Origin of the sequence: Achromobacter sp. ESBL13 (assembly GCF_036668755.1) — a bacterium.
GTDB lineage: Bacteria > Pseudomonadota > Gammaproteobacteria > Burkholderiales > Burkholderiaceae_B > Achromobacter.
Window position 1 is genome coordinate 172,204 of sequence record NZ_JAZEVT010000007.1, and the last position, 18,394, is coordinate 190,597.

Annotated in this window: 16 protein-coding genes; 11 read left to right on the forward strand and 5 right to left on the reverse strand. The window is 65.4% G+C overall.

Annotated features, from left to right (window positions below; all coding sequences use genetic code 11):
- Positions 1-4: 4 nt before the first annotated feature.
- The 5 genes from V6F88_RS24305 to V6F88_RS24325 form a co-directional block, all read right to left on the reverse strand.
- Positions 5-919, reverse strand: a complete 915-nt coding sequence (locus V6F88_RS24305; RefSeq protein ID WP_104143527.1) for an ABC transporter permease — start codon at positions 917-919, stop codon at positions 5-7.
- Positions 919-1,908: an ABC transporter permease gene (locus tag V6F88_RS24310; RefSeq protein WP_046803504.1), complete on the reverse strand. Its 990-nt coding sequence runs from the start codon at positions 1,906-1,908 to the stop codon at positions 919-921. Before V6F88_RS24310 ends, V6F88_RS24305 begins: the two co-directional genes overlap by 1 nt.
- Positions 1,909-1,972: 64 nt before the next feature.
- Positions 1,973-3,544 (reverse strand): ABC transporter substrate-binding protein, encoded by a 1,572-nt coding sequence (locus tag V6F88_RS24315; protein ID WP_332612782.1) that lies wholly within the window; start codon positions 3,542-3,544, stop codon positions 1,973-1,975.
- A 260-nt stretch (positions 3,545-3,804) separates the two neighbouring features.
- Complete coding sequence (locus V6F88_RS24320; protein ID WP_332612783.1) at positions 3,805-4,311, reverse strand: MarR family winged helix-turn-helix transcriptional regulator; 507 nt, start codon at positions 4,309-4,311, stop codon at positions 3,805-3,807.
- 26 nt (positions 4,312-4,337) lie between these two features.
- Positions 4,338-4,700, reverse strand: a complete 363-nt coding sequence (locus tag V6F88_RS24325) for a hypothetical protein (protein WP_332612785.1) — start codon at positions 4,698-4,700, stop codon at positions 4,338-4,340.
- On the opposite strand from V6F88_RS24325, the gene V6F88_RS24330 reads away from it, so the two are divergent.
- The 11 genes from V6F88_RS24330 to V6F88_RS24380 all read left to right on the forward strand — a co-directional run bounded on the left by V6F88_RS24330 (position 4,681) and on the right by V6F88_RS24380 (position 18,391).
- Positions 4,681-6,918, forward strand: coding sequence for an indolepyruvate ferredoxin oxidoreductase subunit alpha (locus V6F88_RS24330; protein ID WP_332612786.1), 2,238 nt, complete (start codon positions 4,681-4,683; stop codon positions 6,916-6,918). The two genes, V6F88_RS24325 and V6F88_RS24330, sit on opposite strands and share 20 nt — an antisense overlap.
- A gap of 13 nt (positions 6,919-6,931) precedes the next feature.
- Entirely contained in the window at positions 6,932-8,476 is a 1,545-nt protein-coding gene (locus V6F88_RS24335) for an indolepyruvate oxidoreductase subunit beta family protein (RefSeq protein ID WP_332612787.1), read from the forward strand.
- 50 nt (positions 8,477-8,526) lie between these two features.
- A complete protein-coding gene (locus V6F88_RS24340) occupies positions 8,527-9,504 on the forward strand; it encodes a PDR/VanB family oxidoreductase (protein WP_332612789.1) in 978 nt (325 codons plus the stop codon).
- A gap of 30 nt (positions 9,505-9,534) precedes the next feature.
- A complete protein-coding gene (locus V6F88_RS24345) occupies positions 9,535-10,854 on the forward strand; it encodes an aromatic ring-hydroxylating dioxygenase subunit alpha (RefSeq protein WP_046803509.1) in 1,320 nt (439 codons plus the stop codon).
- Entirely contained in the window at positions 10,851-11,342 is a 492-nt protein-coding gene (locus tag V6F88_RS24350; RefSeq protein WP_313464295.1) for an aromatic-ring-hydroxylating dioxygenase subunit beta, read from the forward strand. The genes V6F88_RS24345 and V6F88_RS24350 overlap by 4 nt, the downstream gene beginning before the upstream one ends.
- Positions 11,343-11,351: 9 nt before the next feature.
- On the forward strand, positions 11,352-12,986 hold the full coding sequence (locus tag V6F88_RS24355) for an AMP-binding protein (protein WP_332612790.1): 1,635 nt from the start codon (positions 11,352-11,354) through the stop codon (positions 12,984-12,986).
- Entirely contained in the window at positions 12,983-14,152 is a 1,170-nt protein-coding gene (locus V6F88_RS24360; protein ID WP_332612791.1) for a thiolase family protein, read from the forward strand. The genes V6F88_RS24355 and V6F88_RS24360 overlap by 4 nt, the downstream gene beginning before the upstream one ends.
- Positions 14,149-15,390: an SDR family NAD(P)-dependent oxidoreductase gene (locus V6F88_RS24365; RefSeq protein WP_332612792.1), complete on the forward strand. Its 1,242-nt coding sequence runs from the start codon at positions 14,149-14,151 to the stop codon at positions 15,388-15,390. Before V6F88_RS24360 ends, V6F88_RS24365 begins: the two co-directional genes overlap by 4 nt.
- 97 nt (positions 15,391-15,487) lie before the next feature.
- Entirely contained in the window at positions 15,488-16,273 is a 786-nt protein-coding gene (locus V6F88_RS24370) for a cyclase family protein (protein ID WP_332612793.1), read from the forward strand.
- Positions 16,274-16,318: 45 nt separating this feature from the next.
- Positions 16,319-17,047 (forward strand): SDR family NAD(P)-dependent oxidoreductase, encoded by a 729-nt coding sequence (locus V6F88_RS24375; protein ID WP_332612794.1) that lies wholly within the window; start codon positions 16,319-16,321, stop codon positions 17,045-17,047.
- A gap of 192 nt (positions 17,048-17,239) precedes the next feature.
- Complete coding sequence (locus V6F88_RS24380; protein WP_332612796.1) at positions 17,240-18,391, forward strand: ABC transporter substrate-binding protein; 1,152 nt, start codon at positions 17,240-17,242, stop codon at positions 18,389-18,391.
- Positions 18,392-18,394 lie beyond the last annotated feature (3 nt).

The following is an 18,394-nucleotide window of genomic DNA, read 5'->3' on the forward strand; positions in this document are numbered from 1 at the left end:
TACCTCAATTCAGCCGCGGGTTGAGCGCATCGCGCAGCCAGTCACCCAGCAGGTTGACCGACAGCACCAGCAGCACCAGCGCCGCGCCCGGGAAAATGGTGATCCACCATTCGCCGGAAAACAGAAAATCGTTGCCGATGCGGATCAGCGTGCCCAGCGACGGCGCGGTCGGCGGCACGCCCACCCCCAGGAACGACAAGGTCGCCTCGGTGATGATGGCGGTGGCCAGGTGCACCGTGGCCAGCACCAGCACGGGCCCCAGCACATTGGGCAGCACGTGGCGGAACATGATGACGGGCGAGGCCACGCCGATCACGCGCGCCGCCTGCACGTATTCGCGGTTTTTCTCCACCAGCGTGGAGCCGCGCACGGTGCGTGCGTACTGCGGCCAGCCGGCCAGCGCAATGGCGCCGATCAGCACGGGGAAGGCGATCAGTTCGTGCATCTCGCGCGGCACCGCGGCGCGCGCCACGCCATCGATCAACAGCGCGATCAGAATCGCCGGGAACGACAGCTGCACGTCGGCCACCCGCATGATGAACGCATCGATGCGCCCACCCGCATAGCCCGAGATCAACCCCAGCACGATGCCGATCAGCATCGACAGCAGCACCGACGCCAGCCCGATCAACAGCGACACGCGCGTGCCGTACAGGATGGCCGAATACAGGTCGCGGCCCTGGCTATCCGTGCCCAGCAGGTACGTGGCCTGGCCGTTGGCCTCCCAGGCGGGCGGCAACAGGGCGTCCAGCAATTCCACCGTGGTCAGGTCGAACGGGTTGTGCGGCGCGACCCAGCCGGCGCCGAACGAGCCGATCAGCAGCGTCGCCAGCAACAGCGTCGCGATGATGGCCACGGGCGCGCGGCGCCAGGCCCAGGCAATGTCGCTGTCCCACCAGCGTTTGAGTGCGGCGCGCATCAGTGAGCCCCTCCGGCGCGAGTCATCCCGGAACGCAAGCGCGGGTCCACGACGAAATAAAGAAGATCGACCACCAGGTTGATCACCACGAACACCAGCGCGATCAGGCACAGGTACGCGGCCATGACCGGCACGTCGGCGAATTGCACCGCCTGGATGAACAGCAGGCCCATGCCCGGCCACTGGAATACGGTTTCCGTCACGATGGCAAACGCGATGATGCCGCCCAGTTGCAAGCCGGTGATGGTGATGACGGGCACCATCGTGTTCTTCAGCGCATGGCCAAAGTGGATGGCGCGGCGCTTCAAGCCCCGTGCGCGGGCGAACTTGATGTAGTCGGACCGCAGCACTTCCAGCATTTCAGATCGCACCAGGCGCAGCACCAATGTCATCTGGAACAACGACAAGGTGATGGACGGCAGGATCAGGTGCTTCCAGCCGGTAGCGGTGAACAGCCCCGACGTCCACCAGCCCACGGCGACGGTATCGCCCCGCCCGTAGCTGGGCAGCCAGCCCAGCTGCACCGAGAACACCAGGATCAACAGGATGCCGATCAGGAAGGTCGGCAGCGACACGCCCAGCAAGGAACCGGCCAGCAGCAGCTGCGAAACCAGGCTGTTGCGCTTGAGCGCGGTGTACACGCCCAGCGGCACGCCCACTACCAGCGCCAGCAAGGCGGCCACCATGGACAGCTCCAGCGTGGCGGGCAGGCGGGACTTCAGCAAGGTGGAAACGGGTTCGCTCTGGCGCAGCGAAATGCCGAAATTGCCCTGCGCGGCGTTGGCCACGAAATGGCCGAATTGAACGATGGCGGGCTCGTTCAGGCCCAGGCGTTCACGCAGTTCGACGCGCTCGGCATCGGTGGCGTCCTGCCCCAGCATGATGGTGACAGGGTCGCCGACGTATTGAAAAAGCACAAAAGCCAGTAGCGCGACGGTGAGCATCACCGCTACGGCCTGCAACAGGCGGCGCAGTATGAAAGCAAACATAGGGGAACAACCAAAAACAGACGGCGCGAGCCGGGTGGGCTCCGCGCCGTCTGGTTAGCCGGGATCAGTCAACCTTGACCCAGTCGGCAACAAGGCGATTGTCGGCACGGTGGATAACCGTGACGTTCTTGCGCATCGCCCAGGGGATGACCTGGTCATGCAGCGGGATGTGGCCGAAGTCCTTGGCGTGCCCTTGCAGCACGGTGATGATGTCGGCGTCGCGCTTGGCGGGATCGGTCTCGGTCTTGATGCGGTCGATGATGACGTCAAGTTCCTTGTTGCTGTAGCCGCCCAGGTTGTACATGCCGTCCGCGCCTTCGCCCTTGGTGCGGATCAGGTTCTGCAACGAGTACATGGCGTCGAACGTGGGCACGCCCCAGCCGAACAGGTAGGCGCTGGTGTCGAACGATTGCACCTTGGGGAAGTACGTGGAACGCGGCATGGCGTTCATCGTGGCCTTCACGCCCACCTTGGCCCACATGCCGACCACGGCCTGGCAGATGGCTTCGTCGTTGATGTAGCGGTTGTTGGGGCAGTCCAGCGTGAAGTTCAGGGTGCCGTCGTAGCCGGCTTCCTTGAGCAACGCGCGCGACTTTTCGGGATCGTACGGCACGCGCTTGTGCACCGATTCCGCCCACCCATGCACCTGCGGCGCGATCATCGTGCCGGTGGGCGCGGACAGGCCGCGCATCACGGCGCGCTTGATGGCGTCCACGTCGATGGCGCGGTACAGCGCTTCGCGCACGCGGATGTCCTGGAACGGGTTTTTGCCCTTGATATTCGAATACTGCAATTCCGGACGCTTCTGGTCCAGGCCCAGGTAGATGGTGCGGTATTCGTTGCCTTCGACCACCTTTTGCGCCTGGCGCAAACGCTCCAGATCCTGGGCGGCGGGGTCCAGCACGAAGTCGATTTCGCCGGACAGCAACGCGGCGGTGCGCGTGGCGTTCTGCTTGATCGGCGTGAACACCACCTCGGTCACGTTGCCGACCTTGCCGGCCTTGTTCCACCAGTCCTTGTTTTCTTCAAAGACGGTGCGCACGTCCACTTCGCGCGTCTTCAGCTTGTAGGGGCCGGTGCCGTTGGTGTTGCGCGCGCCAAAGGTTTCTTCTTTGTTGACGTAGTCCTGCGGCTTGGCGATGTTGTTCTTTTCGGACCAGGCCTTGTTCATGATGAACACGTTGGTCAGCTGGCGCAGCAGCACCGGGTTGGGCGCCGACGTTTCGATCTCGATGGTCAGGTCGTCGATCTTGCGCGCTTCCTTGATGCCGGTCGTGTAGGCCTTGTAGTTCGACGTGGGCGCCATCGCACGGTGAATCGAGAACACCGCGTCGTCGGCCGTGAAGGCCGCGCCGTCATGGAACTTCACCCCGGGGCGCAGTTTGAAGCGATACAGCGTCGGCGACACCTGTTCCCATTCCGTAGCCAGGCGCGGCACCACCTTGAACGTCTTGTCGTAGTCAACCAGCGGCTCGTAGATGTAGCTGTTGGCGGCGATCGTCATGCCCTCGTTTTGCGAGTGCGGGTCGAACGTAAGGATGTCGCCTTGGGCGGCCCAACGGAAGGTCTTGGCGTGCCCGATCGAGGGCACGGCCACGGCGGCGGCGATCGCGATAGCAATCAAAGTGCGGCGCATAGGGGTTAACTCCTGACATTAGTCTGAATACCGGCGCCGAGTGTGCCTACGCGTATGACCCCAGTCAATTCAGGGTTTATGCGTACCGTGGCCCCTTTTCACAGAGAGCGATCTATTAAGGGACGTATAAGCATGTAACAAAATAGTTGGATCGAACAATGTTCGAGTGCGCGGATGCAACGTCCGCCATCACCGCCGGAATCACCGCCCGAATCACCGCCCGAATCACCGCCCGAATCACCGCCCGAATCACCGCCCACTTATTCCTCGGCGTCGATCGGCAATTCCAGCGGCACGTGCTCGGTCATCAACACTTCCAGCATGTCGATCAGCAGCGCCGCCTTTTCTTCGCCGAACGGCGCCAGCACGGCCTTTTGATGCTGCAACGCCTGTTCGCACAGCGCCGCGATCAGGTGGGTGCCCTTGGTGGTGATGCACACGCGGGTCTGGCGGCGGTCGGCCCGCACGCCGGTGCGGGCCACCAGCCCCTCGGCTTCCATGCGCTGCACCACTTTGCTTAGCGTGGGTTGCTTGGTGATGGCCAGCACCGCCAGGGTGCCGATGGTTTCGCCGGGGCTGCCTTCCAGGCTGGCCAACACCCGCCATTCCGTCACCGAGAGCCCGGCCGCCTTCACCTGCAGATGAAATTCAGCCGAGATGCGCTGGCTGGCCTGCGCCAGCAGGTATGCCAGATAGCCGTCAACGAAACGGGGGCCGCCCGTGCCGCGCCCCGTCAATTGTGTGTCCCGCTGCTTGTCCAACCGCATGTTGCTTTGCTCCCACGCACCGGAATTCATGTTTGGCCGACGGCCGAAAAAACGCATTGCACCACGACGGCGCAAACGCGCGCCATGATGCACGGCAATGCTGTTGCGCAGCACAGGGTATACCCCGAATCGCGACCCGTTTTTGCACCATGGCGGGGCCGAAAACCCGCCATGAAGCTAGAGAACAACCAGTATATACATCCTTGTTTTCGCGTGATATTTTTTGATTTCCATGAAATTTCATCTTTTTTGTTGACAGCTAAAACGTTGACTCCTAAAGTATTTTTCAGACGACAATTTCGTGGCACGACGATGCTGCACGGCAGCAAGGCTTGAGGACCGGTCATCCGGCCCCACCAGGAGTTCGAGATGGCTGAAAGGTCTTTCAAGAAAGAAGTCCAGCAGTTGCGCATCGGCGCCGGCGAAGAGTTTCGCGGCGAGGGCATTCTTGCCGTCACCAAAGCGTTGCTGCAATCGGGCGTGGGCTATGTGGCGGGCTATCAGGGCTCGCCCATTTCGCATTTGATGGATGTGCTGGCCGACGCCAACGACATCCTTCAGGAACTGGGCGTGCACTTCGAGGCCAGCGCCTCGGAAGCCACCGCCGCCGCCACCTTGGCGGCATCGGTCATGTACCCGATACGCGGGGCGGTCACGTGGAAGTCCACCGTGGGCACCAACGTTGCTTCGGACGCGTTGGCCAACCTGGCATCGGGCGGCGTCACCGGCGGCGCGCTGGTCATCGTGGGCGAAGACTACGGCGAAGGCTCGTCCATCATGCAGGAACGCTCGCACGCGTTCGCCATGAAGTCACAGATCTGGCTGCTGGACCCGCGCCCCAACCTGGAAAGCATGGTCAAGGCCGTGGAAGACGGCTTTGAATTGTCGGAAGCCAGCAAGACGCCCGTGATGCTGCAACTGCGCATCCGGGGTTGCCATGTGCATGGCCGCTTCATGGCCAAGGAAAACAAGCGGCCCGCGTTTTCACTGGCCCAGGCGCTGGAAAGCCCGGCGCGCGACACCAGCCGCATCGTGCTGCCGCCCGCGTCCTTCCTGCACGAGCAGGAAAAAATCAAGGATCGCTGGCCCGCAGCCATCCGCTATATCAAAGAACACAAGCTGAACGAGCACTTTGACGGCGACCAGGACGACATCGGCCTGATCCTGCAAGGCGGCCTGTACAACGGCGTGATCCGTTCGCTGCAACTGTTGGGCCTGGCCGATAACTTCGGCAACAGCCGCATTCCGCTGTACGTCATGAACGTGACCTATCCCGTTATCGAAGACGAGGTCACGGAATTCTGCCGGGGCAAGCGCGCGGTGCTGCTGCTGGAAGAAGGCCAGCCGGATTACATCGAACAGAACCTGCACGCCGTGCTGCGCAAGGCGGGTATCGACACGCATCTGTCCGGCAAGGACGTGCTGCCGATGGCTGGGGAATACACCACGCAGGTCATGCGCGACGGCGTGCGCGAGTTCCTGAAGCGCCATCGCCCCGAATCGCTACAGACCCATCCGGCGGTGGCGGTGGATGCGGTGGCCCAGGCCCAGGCCCCCAGCAGCCAACTTGAAATCACCGAAGTCGCCCGCCCCAAGCCCGCCGCCAAGCCCGTCGAGCAGCCCATCACGTTCCACAAGCAGGTGGACGGGCTGGCGTCGGTGGTGCCGCCGCGCCCCGCCGGGTTCTGTACCGGCTGCCCTGAACGACCGATCTTTTCCGCGTTGACGCTGGCACAGGAAAAGCTGGGGCAGCATCACATTTCGTGCGACATCGGCTGCCATCTGTTCTCTATCCTGCCGCCCTTCAACCTGGGCGCCACCACCATGGGCTACGGCCTGGGCGCGTCCAGTGCAGCGGCCTTCAACGTGCCCGCCGCCAAGCGCCCCATTTCCATCATGGGCGACGGCGGCTTCTGGCACAACGGCCTGTCGTCCGGCATCGGCAACGCGGTGTTCAACAAGTACGACGGCGTCATCGTCATCGTTGACAACTTCTATGCGTCGGCGACCGGCGGGCAAGACATTTTGTCGTCACGCGCCGACAACCCCGACCGGTCCACCAACAACCCCATCGATCACGCCGTGCGCGGCGTGGGCGTGAAGTGGGTGCGCACGCTGGACCGCACCTACGACGTGGCCAAGGTGCGCGCCACCATTGAAGAAGCGCTGACCACGGACATCAAGGGTCCGAAGGTCATCATCGCGCAGTCCGAATGCATGTTGAACAAGCAGCGCCGCATCAAGCCGCTATTCAACAAGGCCGTCAAGGAAGGCCGCCGCGTGGTCAAGGAACGCTTTGGTGTGGACCCCGACGTGTGCACGGGCGACCACGCCTGTATCCGACTGTCGGGCTGCCCATCGCTGTCCATCAAGGACAGCGGCGACCCCTTGAAGGAAGACCCGGTAGCCCACGTGGAAAGCAGTTGCGTGGGCTGCGGCAACTGCGGCGAAGTGGCCCATGCCGCCGTGCTGTGCCCGTCTTTCTACCGCGCCGACATCGTGCACAACCCCACCGGCACCGACCGCTTCCTGGCGCGCATGCGCGGTGCGGTCATCGGTTTCCTGCAACGCCGCCGCGCCGCGCGGCTGGCCCAATACGCCCTGTAAGGACTAGCCCTTCATGAACCCGCCGGCAATGCAGCAAGGCAACCCCATCAAGATCGCCATCCTGGCCATGGGCGGCCAGGGCGGCGGCGTCCTGGCCGACTGGATCGTCGACATGGCCGAACACGCCGGCTGGTGGGCGCAAACCACATCGGTGCCCGGCGTGGCGCAGCGCACCGGCGCCACCATCTACTACCTGGAACTACTGCCCGAAGCGGACGTGGCGCGGGCCGGACGCCCGCCCGCGCTGGCGCTGATGCCCACCCCCGGCGACGTGGACCTGGTCGTGGCCGCCGAACTGATGGAAGGCGGCCGCGCCATCCAGCGTGGCCTGGTCACGCCGGAACGCACCGTGCTGTTGTCCTCGTCGCACCGCAGCTACGCCGTCAGCGAAAAGTCCGCGCCCGGCAACGGCATTGCCGACCCCAACAAAGTGCTGGAAGCCGGCCGCGCCGCCGCCAAGCGCTTCCTGTGCTTCGACTTGCAAGACCTGGCCGACCGCGCCGGCAGCGTCATCAGCGCCAGCCTGTTTGGCGCGGTGGCCGGCAGCGGCGCCCTGCCCTTCACGCGCGAAGACTACGAGGCCACGGTGCGCCGCGCGGGCCTGGGCGTGGAAGCCAGCCTGCGCGCCTTTGCGCTGGGCTTTGACGCCGCCCATGCCGCGCCCGCCCAACCCGCGGCCATCGACCTGACGCGCCCCGTGGCCGACGTGCCCGAACGCGCCGCCAGCCCGCGCACGCAAGCGCTGCTGGACACCATCAAGCGCGACTTTCCGGCCTGTGCCCAGCCCATGCTGACGGCCGGCGTGCGCCGCCAGCTGGAATTCCAGGACGCCGCCTACGCCGCCGATTACCTGCGCCACATGAAAGCGCTGCGCGATCTGGATGCCCGGCACGGCGGCGACGCCCAAGGCTGGGCCCTGACCTGTGCCGCGGCGCGCTACGTGGCCACCGCCATGGCTTACGACGACGTGATCCGCGTGGCCGACCTAAAAACGCGCGGCACCCGCTTCGAACGCGTCCGCCGTGAAGTGGGCGCGCGCCCCGAACAGCTGGTCATGACCACCGACTACATGCACCCACGCCTGGAAGAAATCTGCGGCACGATGCCCACCCGCATGGGCCGCTGGCTGGAAGGGTCCAAGGCCTTCGGCGGCTTTGTAGAACGCCGCCTGGGCAAAGGCCGCTTGATGCAAAGCGGCACGCTGAGCGGCTTCCTGATGCTGTATTCGCTGGCCGGCATGCGCCGCTTTCGCCGCCGTACGTTGCGACATCAAATCGAATCGGAAGGCTTGCAGCAATGGCTGGACCTGATCGCCCGGCTGGTGCCGCAGGACTATGCACTGGCCGTTGAAACCGTTAACTGCCGGCGCCTGGTCAAGGGCTATAGCGATACGCACGTGCGTGGCGGCGGCAAATACCGGCAGCTGATCGCGGCGGCGGCGCAGTTGGTTGGCCGTCCCGATGCCGCCCAGACGCTTCGCGGGCTGCGCGAAACCGCGCTGGCCAACGAAAGCTGCGCCCCGATGGAACGCCAGATGGCCGAAAAGCTGGCGGCCTGATCCAGATACCCGAATACCGGAATACCGGAATACCGAAAGAGACAAACGCCGTGCAGACACTGAAACTGATCGTCCGGGAAGTCCGGCAAGAATCGCCGTTGATCCGATCGTTCCGGCTGGCGCGCGAGGACGCGGGGCCGCTGCCCGCCTTCGGCCCCGGCGCGCACCTGAAGGTCACCGTGCCCGGTTTGCGGGAACCGCGCTGCTATTCGCTGGTGCAGCTGACGCCCGAGGCCGGCCAGTTCGCGCAGCCCACCGAATACCGGCTGGGCGTACGGCTGGAAGAAACCAGCCAGGGCGGCTCGCGCCACATGCATGCGCTGGCCGAAGGCGACACGCTTAGCGTGGAAGGCCCCAAGAACGATTTTCCGCTGCATGAATCCCCGGCGGGCGACGAACCCGTGGTGCTGATCGCGGGCGGCATCGGCATCACGCCGGTGGCCTCGATGGCCGCCGCCTTGAAAGCCGCCGGCCGCGCCTTCCATCTGCACTACTGTGGCCGCAGCAAGGACCAGCTGGCGTTCCTGGGCGAGCTTGAAGTGCTGGCGGGCGGGCACCTGACCGTACACGCGGATGACGACCCTTCCTGCCGCTTCGACCTGCAAGCGCTGCTGGCTGCCTCCAACCCCCGCCAGCACCTGTACGTGTGCGGCCCCAAGGGATTGATCGACGCCGTCATCGCCGGCGCCAAGGCCCGCCACTGGCCCGACGCCCACATCCACTTCGAGCTCTTCGTCACCGCCGCCGCGCAAGCCGGCGACCAGGCCTTTGAAGTCGAACTGCGCCAGTCCGGCCGCACGCTGAGCATTCCGGCCGACAAGACCATCGTCGACGTCATGGAAGAAGAAGGCTGCGACCCGATGTACGACTGCAAGCGCGGCGAATGCGGCGTGTGCCAGGCAACGGTGCTGGAAGGCGAGCCCGATCATCGCGACTACTACCTCTCGGACACCGAGAAGGCCAGCGGCAAGATCATCCAGATTTGCATCTCGCGAGCGAAATCCGCCCGCCTGGTGCTGGACCTGTAACGCTGCCGCCCCGACGACAAGGAAGCGACCATGGCCAAATACCGTGACAACCCCGACGCCATCCGCGCCCTGGTGCGCGACACCGAAGTGCACAAGGACCTGTTCATCGACCAGGAACTGTTCGACCTGGAAATGGAGCGCCTGTACGCCAACACCTGGGTCTACGTCGGCCACGATAGCCAGGTGCCCAACAACGGGGACTACATCACCACCACTGTCGGCAACCAGCCCGTGGTGATGGTGCGCCACAGCGACAAGACCGTGCGCGTGCTGCACAACCGCTGCCCGCACAAAGGCACGATGGTGGCCGGCGACGCCTGCGGCAACACCGGCAAGTTCTTTCGCTGCCCGTACCACGCCTGGACGTTCAAGACCGACGGCAGCCTGCTGTCGATCCCGCTGAAGAAAGGCTACGAGAACACCGGCCTGGAAAACTGCGAAGCCAGCCAGGGCATGGCCGCCGTCAAAGACGTAAAGAATCATCGCGGCTTTGTGTTCTGCCGCCTGAATCCGGAAGGCCAGTCGTTCGAGGATTTCTTCGGCGATTCCTTGTCCACGCTGGACAACATGGTCGACCGCTCGCCCGAGGGCCGGCTGGAAGTGGCCGGCGGCGTGCTGCGCTACATGCACCGCTGCAACTGGAAAATGCTGGTCGATAACCAGACCGACACCTGCCACCCGATGGTGGCGCACGAATCGTCGGCGGGCACGGCCGTGAAGGTCTGGGAGCAAGCGCCCGAAGGCACGCCCAAGCCGATGGCGGTGGAACTGTTCGCGCCCTTTATCTCGCCGTACGAGTTCTTTGAAAACATGGGCATCCGCGTCTGGGAAAACGGCCACGGCCATACCGGCGTGTCGGATTCGATTCACGCGTCGTACTCCGGCGTACCGGGCTACTGGGAATCCATGGTGGCCGCCTACGGCGAGGAACGCGCCAAGCAGATCCTGGGCGACGTGCGCCACAACACCGTGTATTTCCCCAACATCATGGTGAAGGGCCCCATCCAGACGCTGCGCATCTTCAAGCCCCTTGCCGCCGACCGCACACTGGTCGAATCCTGGACATTCCGCCTGGTCGGCGCGCCTGACCTGCTGCTGGAACGCACGCTGATGTACAACCGGCTGATCAACGCGCCCACCTCCGTTGTCGGCCATGACGACCTGGAAATGTACGAACGCGCGCAAGACGGCCTGAACTCCCGCGCCCGCGACTGGGTCAACGTGGGCCGGCTGTATACGCCCGACGAAGCCGGCCAGAAAAACGTCACCACCAACGGCACCAACGAATGGCAGATGCGCAACCAGTACCGCGCATGGGGCCGCTACATGACCGGATCGGAGTCGGTATGAGCGCAAGCGACCGCGAGTTGATCGACTTCGTCTACGCCGAAGCGCGGCTGCTGGACGAGCTGCGCTTTGAAGACTGGCTGAACCTGTACACCGAAGACGGCTATTACTGGATGCCGCTGGCGCATGGCCAGACAGACGCCAAGCTGCACGCGTCCCTGATGTACGAAGACAAGCTGCTGCTGCGCGTGCGCGTGGAGCGGCTGGCGGGCCAGCGCACGTTTTCGCAGCAGCCAAAAAGCCGCTGCCATCACCTGCTGCAAGCGCCCACCGTCGAACACGGCCACCCCGATGCCGCGCCCGAAGAAGGCCGGCATGTGGTGCGCACCGCCTTTCACTATGTTGAAACGCGCCAGGACATGCAGACGCTGTACGCCGGCTGGGCCACGCACCACCTGGTGGAACAGGACGGCGCACTGCGCATCCGTTTGAAGCGCGTTGACCTGGTCAACTGCGACGCCGCCTTCGGCAACATCCAATTGTTCATGTAGGAGCGGCTTGTGAGCACCACTGTCCACCAGGCATTCGCCGACACCGCTTCGCGCTACGGCGCGCAGCCCTTCCTGTGCATCCTGCCGGAAACGGCAAGCGTCTATGGCATAACCGCCGGCGAACTATCGTATGGCCGCGCGGCCGACGCGATTGAAACGCTACGCGCCGCCTATGTGGCGGCGGGCTACGGCCACGGCCACCGCGTGGGGCTGCTGCTGGAAAATCGCCCTGCCTTCTTCTTGCATTGGTTCGCCTTGAACGCGCTGGGCGTGTCCGTCGTGCCGATCAACCCGGACCTGCGCGCGGCCGAACTTGAATACCTGACCGGCCATTCCGAGATCGCCCTGGCCGTTGCCCTGCCCCACCGCCACGCCGACCTGCTGGCCGCCGCCGAACGCGCCGGCCGCCCCTTGCGCGTGATGGGCCCCGACGACGCACCGCCGCCCGCGCCCTTCACCGCGCCGCTGGCCGACACCGCGCCCACCGAACTGACGGAATGCGCCCTGCTGTACACATCCGGCACCACCGGCCGGCCCAAGGGCTGCATCCTGCCCAACCGCTATTTCCTGCACGCGGGCGGCTGGTATGCGCGCATCGGCGGGCTGGCAATGCTGCGCCCCGGCCAGGAACGCATGCTGACGCCGCTACCCCTGGTGCACATGAACGCCATGGCGTATTCGGCCATGGCCATGGTGCTGACCGGCGGCTGCCTGATTCCGCTTGACCGCTTCCACCCCAAGACGTGGTGGGACAGCGTGCGCGACTCCGGCGCCACCGTGTTGCATTACCTGGGGGTGATGCCCGCTATTCTGATGAAGGCGCCGCCGTCCGACCGCGACCTGCAACCGGCCATCCGCTTCGGCTTCGGCGCGGGCGTGGACCGCAAGCTGCATGCGCCGTTCGAAGCGCGCTTCGGCTTCCCCCTGCTGGAAGCCTGGGCCATGACCGAAACCGGCGCGGGCGCCGTCATCATCGCCAACCAGGAACCGCGCCACGTCGGCACCAGCAGCTTCGGCCGCGAAGAAGACGACGTGCAGGTGCGCATCGTGACCGACGCGGGCCAGCCCGCCGCCGTGGGGGAACCCGGTGAACTGCTGGTGCGGCACGCCGGCGACGACCCCCGCTACGGCTTCTTCGCCGGCTATCTGAAAGACGAGGCCGCCACCGACGAGGCCTGGCAAGACGGCTGGTTCCATACCGGCGACATCGTGCGCCGCGAAGCCGACGGCGCACTGCGCTTTGTGGACCGCAAGAAAAACGTGATCCGCCGCAGCGGCGAGAACATCTCGGCCGTGGAAGTGGAAAGCGTGCTGATGCAGCACCCGCTGGTCAAGGCCGTGGCCGTGGCCGCCGTGCCCGACCCGGTGCGCGGCGACGAAGTGCTGGCCTGCGTCGTGGCCGACGCCCTGCCCGCCGATGACGCCGCCATGGCCGATGCCGCGCGCGATATCGTGCAGTGGTGCCTGCAACAGCTGGCCTATTACAAAGCGCCCGGCTATGTGGCCTTTGTGGACAACCTGCCGCTGACCACCACCAACAAGATCCAGCGCGGCGAAATGAAAACGCTGGCGCCGACCCTGCCCGGCACGGCGCGCTGCATTGACACCAACGCCATGAAAAAGCGCCAGGAGCCCGCCCGATGAGCCGCCTGGGCTATGACGGCATCGTGGCGGCCCTGCCCGTCACCATTCCGTACGAACGCTATTCCACGCACGCTGCCCACTGGTGGCTGGGTCGCGCGCTAAGCGCGCTGATCCGGCAATCCGGCGTGGCCAAGACCGATGTCGATGGCCTGTGCGTGTCCAGCTTCACCTTGGCGCCGGACACCGCCGTCGGCCTGGTCCAGCACCTGGGCATGAGCCCGCGCTGGCTGGATCACATTCCCATGGGCGGCGCCAGCGGCGTGGCCGCCCTGCGCCGCGCGGCCCGCGCGGTGCAGGCGGGCGACGCGAACATCGTCGCCTGCATCGCGGGTGACACCAACCACGTGGACTCGTTCCGCAATACCGTCAGCCAGTTCTCGCGCTTTGCGCAAGACGCCGTCTACCCCTATGGCGCGGGCGGTCCCAACGCCAGCTTCGCGCTGCTGACGGCGCACTACATGCGCACCACCGGCGCCACGCGCGAGGATTTCGGCAAGCTGTGCGTGGCGCAGCGCGACAACGCCTTGCGCTACCCGCACGCGCTGATGAAAAAGCCGCTGAGCCTGCAACAGTACCTGGACGCGCGTGTCATCACCGACTCCATCCATCTGTTCGACTGTGTGATGCCCTGCGCGGGCGCCGATGCCTTCCTGGTCATGCGTGAAGAGCAGGCCCGCGCCTTGAACCTGTCCTTTGCCCGCATCCTGTCCACCATCGAGCGCCACAACGCCTGGATCGAGGACCCCATCCAGACGCGCGGCGGCTGGACCATGGACGTGGGCGAACTGTACGGCCTGGCCAATGCCACGCCGGCCGACATGGACTTCCTGCAAGCCTATGACGACTACCCCGTCATCAACCTGATGCAGATCGAAGACCTGGGCTTTTGCAACAAGGGCGACGCGCCGGCGTTCATCCGCGCTCACACCTTCACCGTGGACGGCAGCTTTCCCTTCAACACCAACGGCGGCCAACTGTCCGTGGGTCAGGCGGGCGCGGCCGGTGGCTACCTGGGCATGGTCGAAGCGCTGCGGCAATTGACCGGCACGGCGGGCGGTACGCAAGTGGCCGACGCGCGCCTGGGCATGGTCAGCGGTTTCGGCATGATCAATTACGACCGCGGCCTGTGCACCGCCGCAGCCATCCTGGCAAGGAGCGACGCATGACCGAGCCGCTAGCCAAGCCGCCCCGGAAGAACCCGGTTGCGCGCACCCGCCAGCCCACGCTGCCGCCCGGCTCGCGCAGCCGCGCGGCGCTGGGCCTGACGGCCGCCGCCGCCGAAGGCCGCTTTGATTTGCAGACCTGCGCCGATTGCGGCGCGGTGCAGTATCCGCCGCGCGAAGTGTGCGGCCACTGCCTGTCCGAACACCTGCCCTGGCGGCCGGCCGACCCTAACGGCACGTTGCTGGTCAGCACCACGCTGCATCACAGCAACGACCTGTACTTCCGCGAACGCCTGCCGTGGCGCGTGGGCACGGTGGTGATGGATGCCGGCCCCTCCGTGGTCGCGCACGTGCACCAGGACTGCGCCGACGGCGCCCGCGTGCGGCTGGCGCTGAAGCTGGACCGCAGCGGCCAAGCCGTGATGATCGCCCTGCCTGAAAGGAATACGCCCAACATGGAAGACGACAAGACTCTGCGCGAAACCTCGTGCGACCCGAAGTTCCGCCGCGCGCTGGTCACCGACGGCAAATCGGCGGTGGGCCAGGCCGTGGCGCGCGCGCTGCTGGACGCGGGCTGCCCCACGGTGTTCCTGGGCGATGCGCAAGCCTGGAAGCGCGACGCCGCCTTCGACGCGCTGGCACAAGACCCGCGCGTGCAATCGGTGGCCTTGGACGTGACCGATTCCAATTCCGTCGACCGCCTGGCGGCGTCCATCGGCGGCAAGGTGGAAATCCTGGTGAACACGGCCGACCTGGAACGCGAAGGCGGCCTGCTTGACCGCAAGGACGTCAACACGGCGCGCGACGCCATGGACGTGAACGTGCTGGGGCTGATGCGCCTGGCGCAGAGCTTCGGCCCCGCCCTGTGCGGCCGCGCCGCCGACGGGGTCAACAACGCCACCGCCTGGGTCAACGTGCTGTCCATCTACGCGCACATGAACCTGCCGTCGCGCGGCATGTGGTCGGCATCGAAAGCCGCCGCCTTGTCGCTGGCGCAATGCCTGCGCGCGGAAATGCGCGGCGCCGGCGTGCGTGTGGTGAACGTGTTGCCCGGCCCGGTCGATCACGAATGGGAACAGCGCACGCCGCCGCCCCGCGTCGCGCCCGCCGCCATCGCCGCCGCCATCGTGCGCGCGCTGAGGGACGGCGTGGAAGACGTGTATGTAGGCGACGTGGCGCAGGAATTCCGCGCCCGGCTGGCCGACAACCCGAAGGGGCTGGAACGCGAGCTGGGCGCCTAGGCGCGCCCGCCACGATCCCGCCGCCTCGCCCAAGACAACGCCCCAGATTCCCTCCGGCGCATCGCAACGCGACGCGCCCACACCCAGGAGCCGCAGCATGAGCCAGAACATTCTTGCCCAATTCATGACGGAACTTGTCACCGGCCGCATCGGCCTGGTGGACTTGACCGAGACGCTGACGCCGGAATTTCCCACCATCGTCCTGCCGCCGGAATTCGGCCAGGCGTGGCCTTTCCGCATGGAAGAAATCTCGCGCTATGACGAGCGTGGCCCGGCTTGGTACTGGAACAACTTTTCGTGTTCCGAACACACCGGCACGCACTTCGACGCGCCCGCCCACTGGGTCAGCGGCAAGGATCAGCCCGACAACACGGTTGACACGATTCCCATCGACGCCTTCATCGCCAGCGCATGCGTCATCGACTGTTCCTCCGAGGCCCGCGACAACCCCGACTTTCTGCTGACCATCGACGTCGTCAAGGCCTGGGAGGAAAAGCACGGCCGCATCCCCGCGCGTTCGTGGGTGCTGATGCGCACCGACTGGTCCAAGCGCGCCAAGCCCGTTGAATACCTGAACATGCAGGAAGACGGCGCGCATTCGCCCGGCCCCGACGCCGATGTGGTGCCGTGGCTGATCAAGGAACGCGACGTGCATGGTTTCGGCACGGAATCGGTGGGCACCGATGCGGGGCAGGCCCACCACCTGAACCCGCCCTACCCCTGCCACTACTACATGCACGGCAATAACCGCTACGGCCTGCAATGCCTGACCAACCTGGACCAGTTGCCGCCCACCGGCGCCGTGATTTTCTCGGCCCCGCTGAAGATCCGCAGCGGCTCGGGCAGCCCGCTGCGCGTGCTGGCGCTGGCGCCCCGCGCCTGAGCCCCGCCGGACCTGGCCTATACGGCAACCCAACCAAGGACACGCATGACACCACAACACGTAGCGCTGGTCACCGGCGGCAGCGCCGGCATAGGCGCCGAGATCTGCCGCAGCATGCTGGACGCCGGCTATGAAGTGATTTCGATGGCGCGCCGCGCGGCGGACTTCAGCCACCCGCGCCTGCACAACATGCAGGTGGACCTGCTGGATGCGGACGCCACGGCGCAGGCCGGCCAGGAAGCCGCGTCCCGATTTCCGATCAGCCACGTTATCCACAACGCGGGCGTGATCTGGCCCAACCTGCTGCCGCAAGTCACGCAGGAAGAACTGCACGGTCTGACGCAGATTCACCTGGGCGCCGCGATCAGCCTGGTGCAGGCAGCGCTGCCCGGCATGCAGGAACGCCATTTCGGCCGCATCGTGATGATGTCCTCGCGCGGCGCATTGGGCCTGCCCACGCGCACCGCCTATTCGGCCACCAAGGCCGGCATGGTCGGCATGGCGCGCACCTGGTCGCTGGAACTGGCGCCCCATGGCATCACGGTCAACGTGGTGGCGCCCGGCCCGATCCAGACGGACATGTTCTACGAGGTGATCGAGCCCGGCAGCGAACGCGAAAAGCAGCTGGCCAACGGCATTCCGGTCAAGCGCCTGGGCCGCTCCGACGACGTGGCGCGCGCCGTGATGTTCTTCGCCGACCCGGCCAACAGCTTCGTGACCGGCCAGACGCTGTTCGTCTGCGGCGGCGCCAGCGTCAGTTCCATCACCATCTAGCGGTCGTTGCGCCATGCATGCTTCGGGTTTTGACGGATAGGTAAGCACCAAGAGCCCGTCTACAGTGCTGATCCTTGCAGGTTAGAAATTTTAAGCAACAAGTAATTCTGCGATTCCCAAGATTTTCGCTGTTCCCGTTTTCTCCGCTTTTCAGCTGCACCCCCACCCTGCTCCCTATCCGGAGGTTTTGCCATGCTGTCGAAGAAGCTCCCCCTGGCCGCGGCCGCTGCCGTTGCCGCCCTGTTCGCCCTGCCCGCGTTGGCCCAAGTGAAGGTCGGCGTCGTCACCTCGTCCACGGGCCCGACCGCGCTGGTCGGCATTCCCCAGAAGAACACCGTGCCGCTGTTGCCCAAGAAAATCGGCGACCTGACGGTGGAATACATTTCGCTGGACGACGCCAGCGATTCCACCAACTCGGTGACGGCGTTCAAGAAGCTGATTTCTGAGCAGAACGTGGACGCGCTGATCGGCCCGTCGGGGTCGCCCAACGCCATGGGCGTGATCCAGTTTGCCGCCGAGGCTGGGGTGCCAATGCTGGCGCCGGTGGGCACGGCGGCCGTGGTGCTGCCGATGAACGAGCAAAAGAAGTGGGTGTTCAAGACCACGCAGAACGACGACATCATCGCGCGCGCGCTGGTCGACCACATGGCCAAGACCGGCATCAAGACGGTGGGCTTTATCGGCCTGAACGATCCGTATGGCGAGAACTGGTACAAGGTCTTCTCGGGCCTGGCCACCGAGAAAGGCATCAAGATCACCGCCAACGAGCGCTATCTGCGCTTTGACAGTTCGGTCACGGGCCAAGCCTTGAAGATCCTGGCCGCCAAGCCGGACGCCGTGCTGGTGGCCGCCCCCGGCGCCGCCAGCGTGCTGCCGCAGACGACGCTGTTCGATCAGGGCTACAAGGGCAAGTTCTACCAGACCCACGGCGCGGCGCTGCCCGACTTCCTGAAACTGGGCGGCAAGAAGGTCGAAGGCACGGTGCTGGCCGCCAGCCTGATGCTGGTGCTGCCGGAAATGCCGGACAGCAACCCGTCCAAGAAAGTCGCCACCGACTACATCGCCGCGTACGAAAAGCTGAACGGTTCCAAGCCCGCCACCTTCGGCGCCAACGTCTACGACGCCGGCCTGCTGCTGGAAAAGGCCGTGCCGATTGCCGAGAAGGCCGGCAAGCCGGGCACCAAGGAATTCCGCAGCGGCTTGCGCGATGCGCTGGAACAGACCAAGGAGCTGGTGGGCACGCAAGGCGTCTACAACATGAGCGCGGCCGACCACAGCGGTTTCGATGATCGCGGCCGCGAGCTCATCACCGTCAAGGACGGCAACTGGACGCTGGTGAAGTAACGG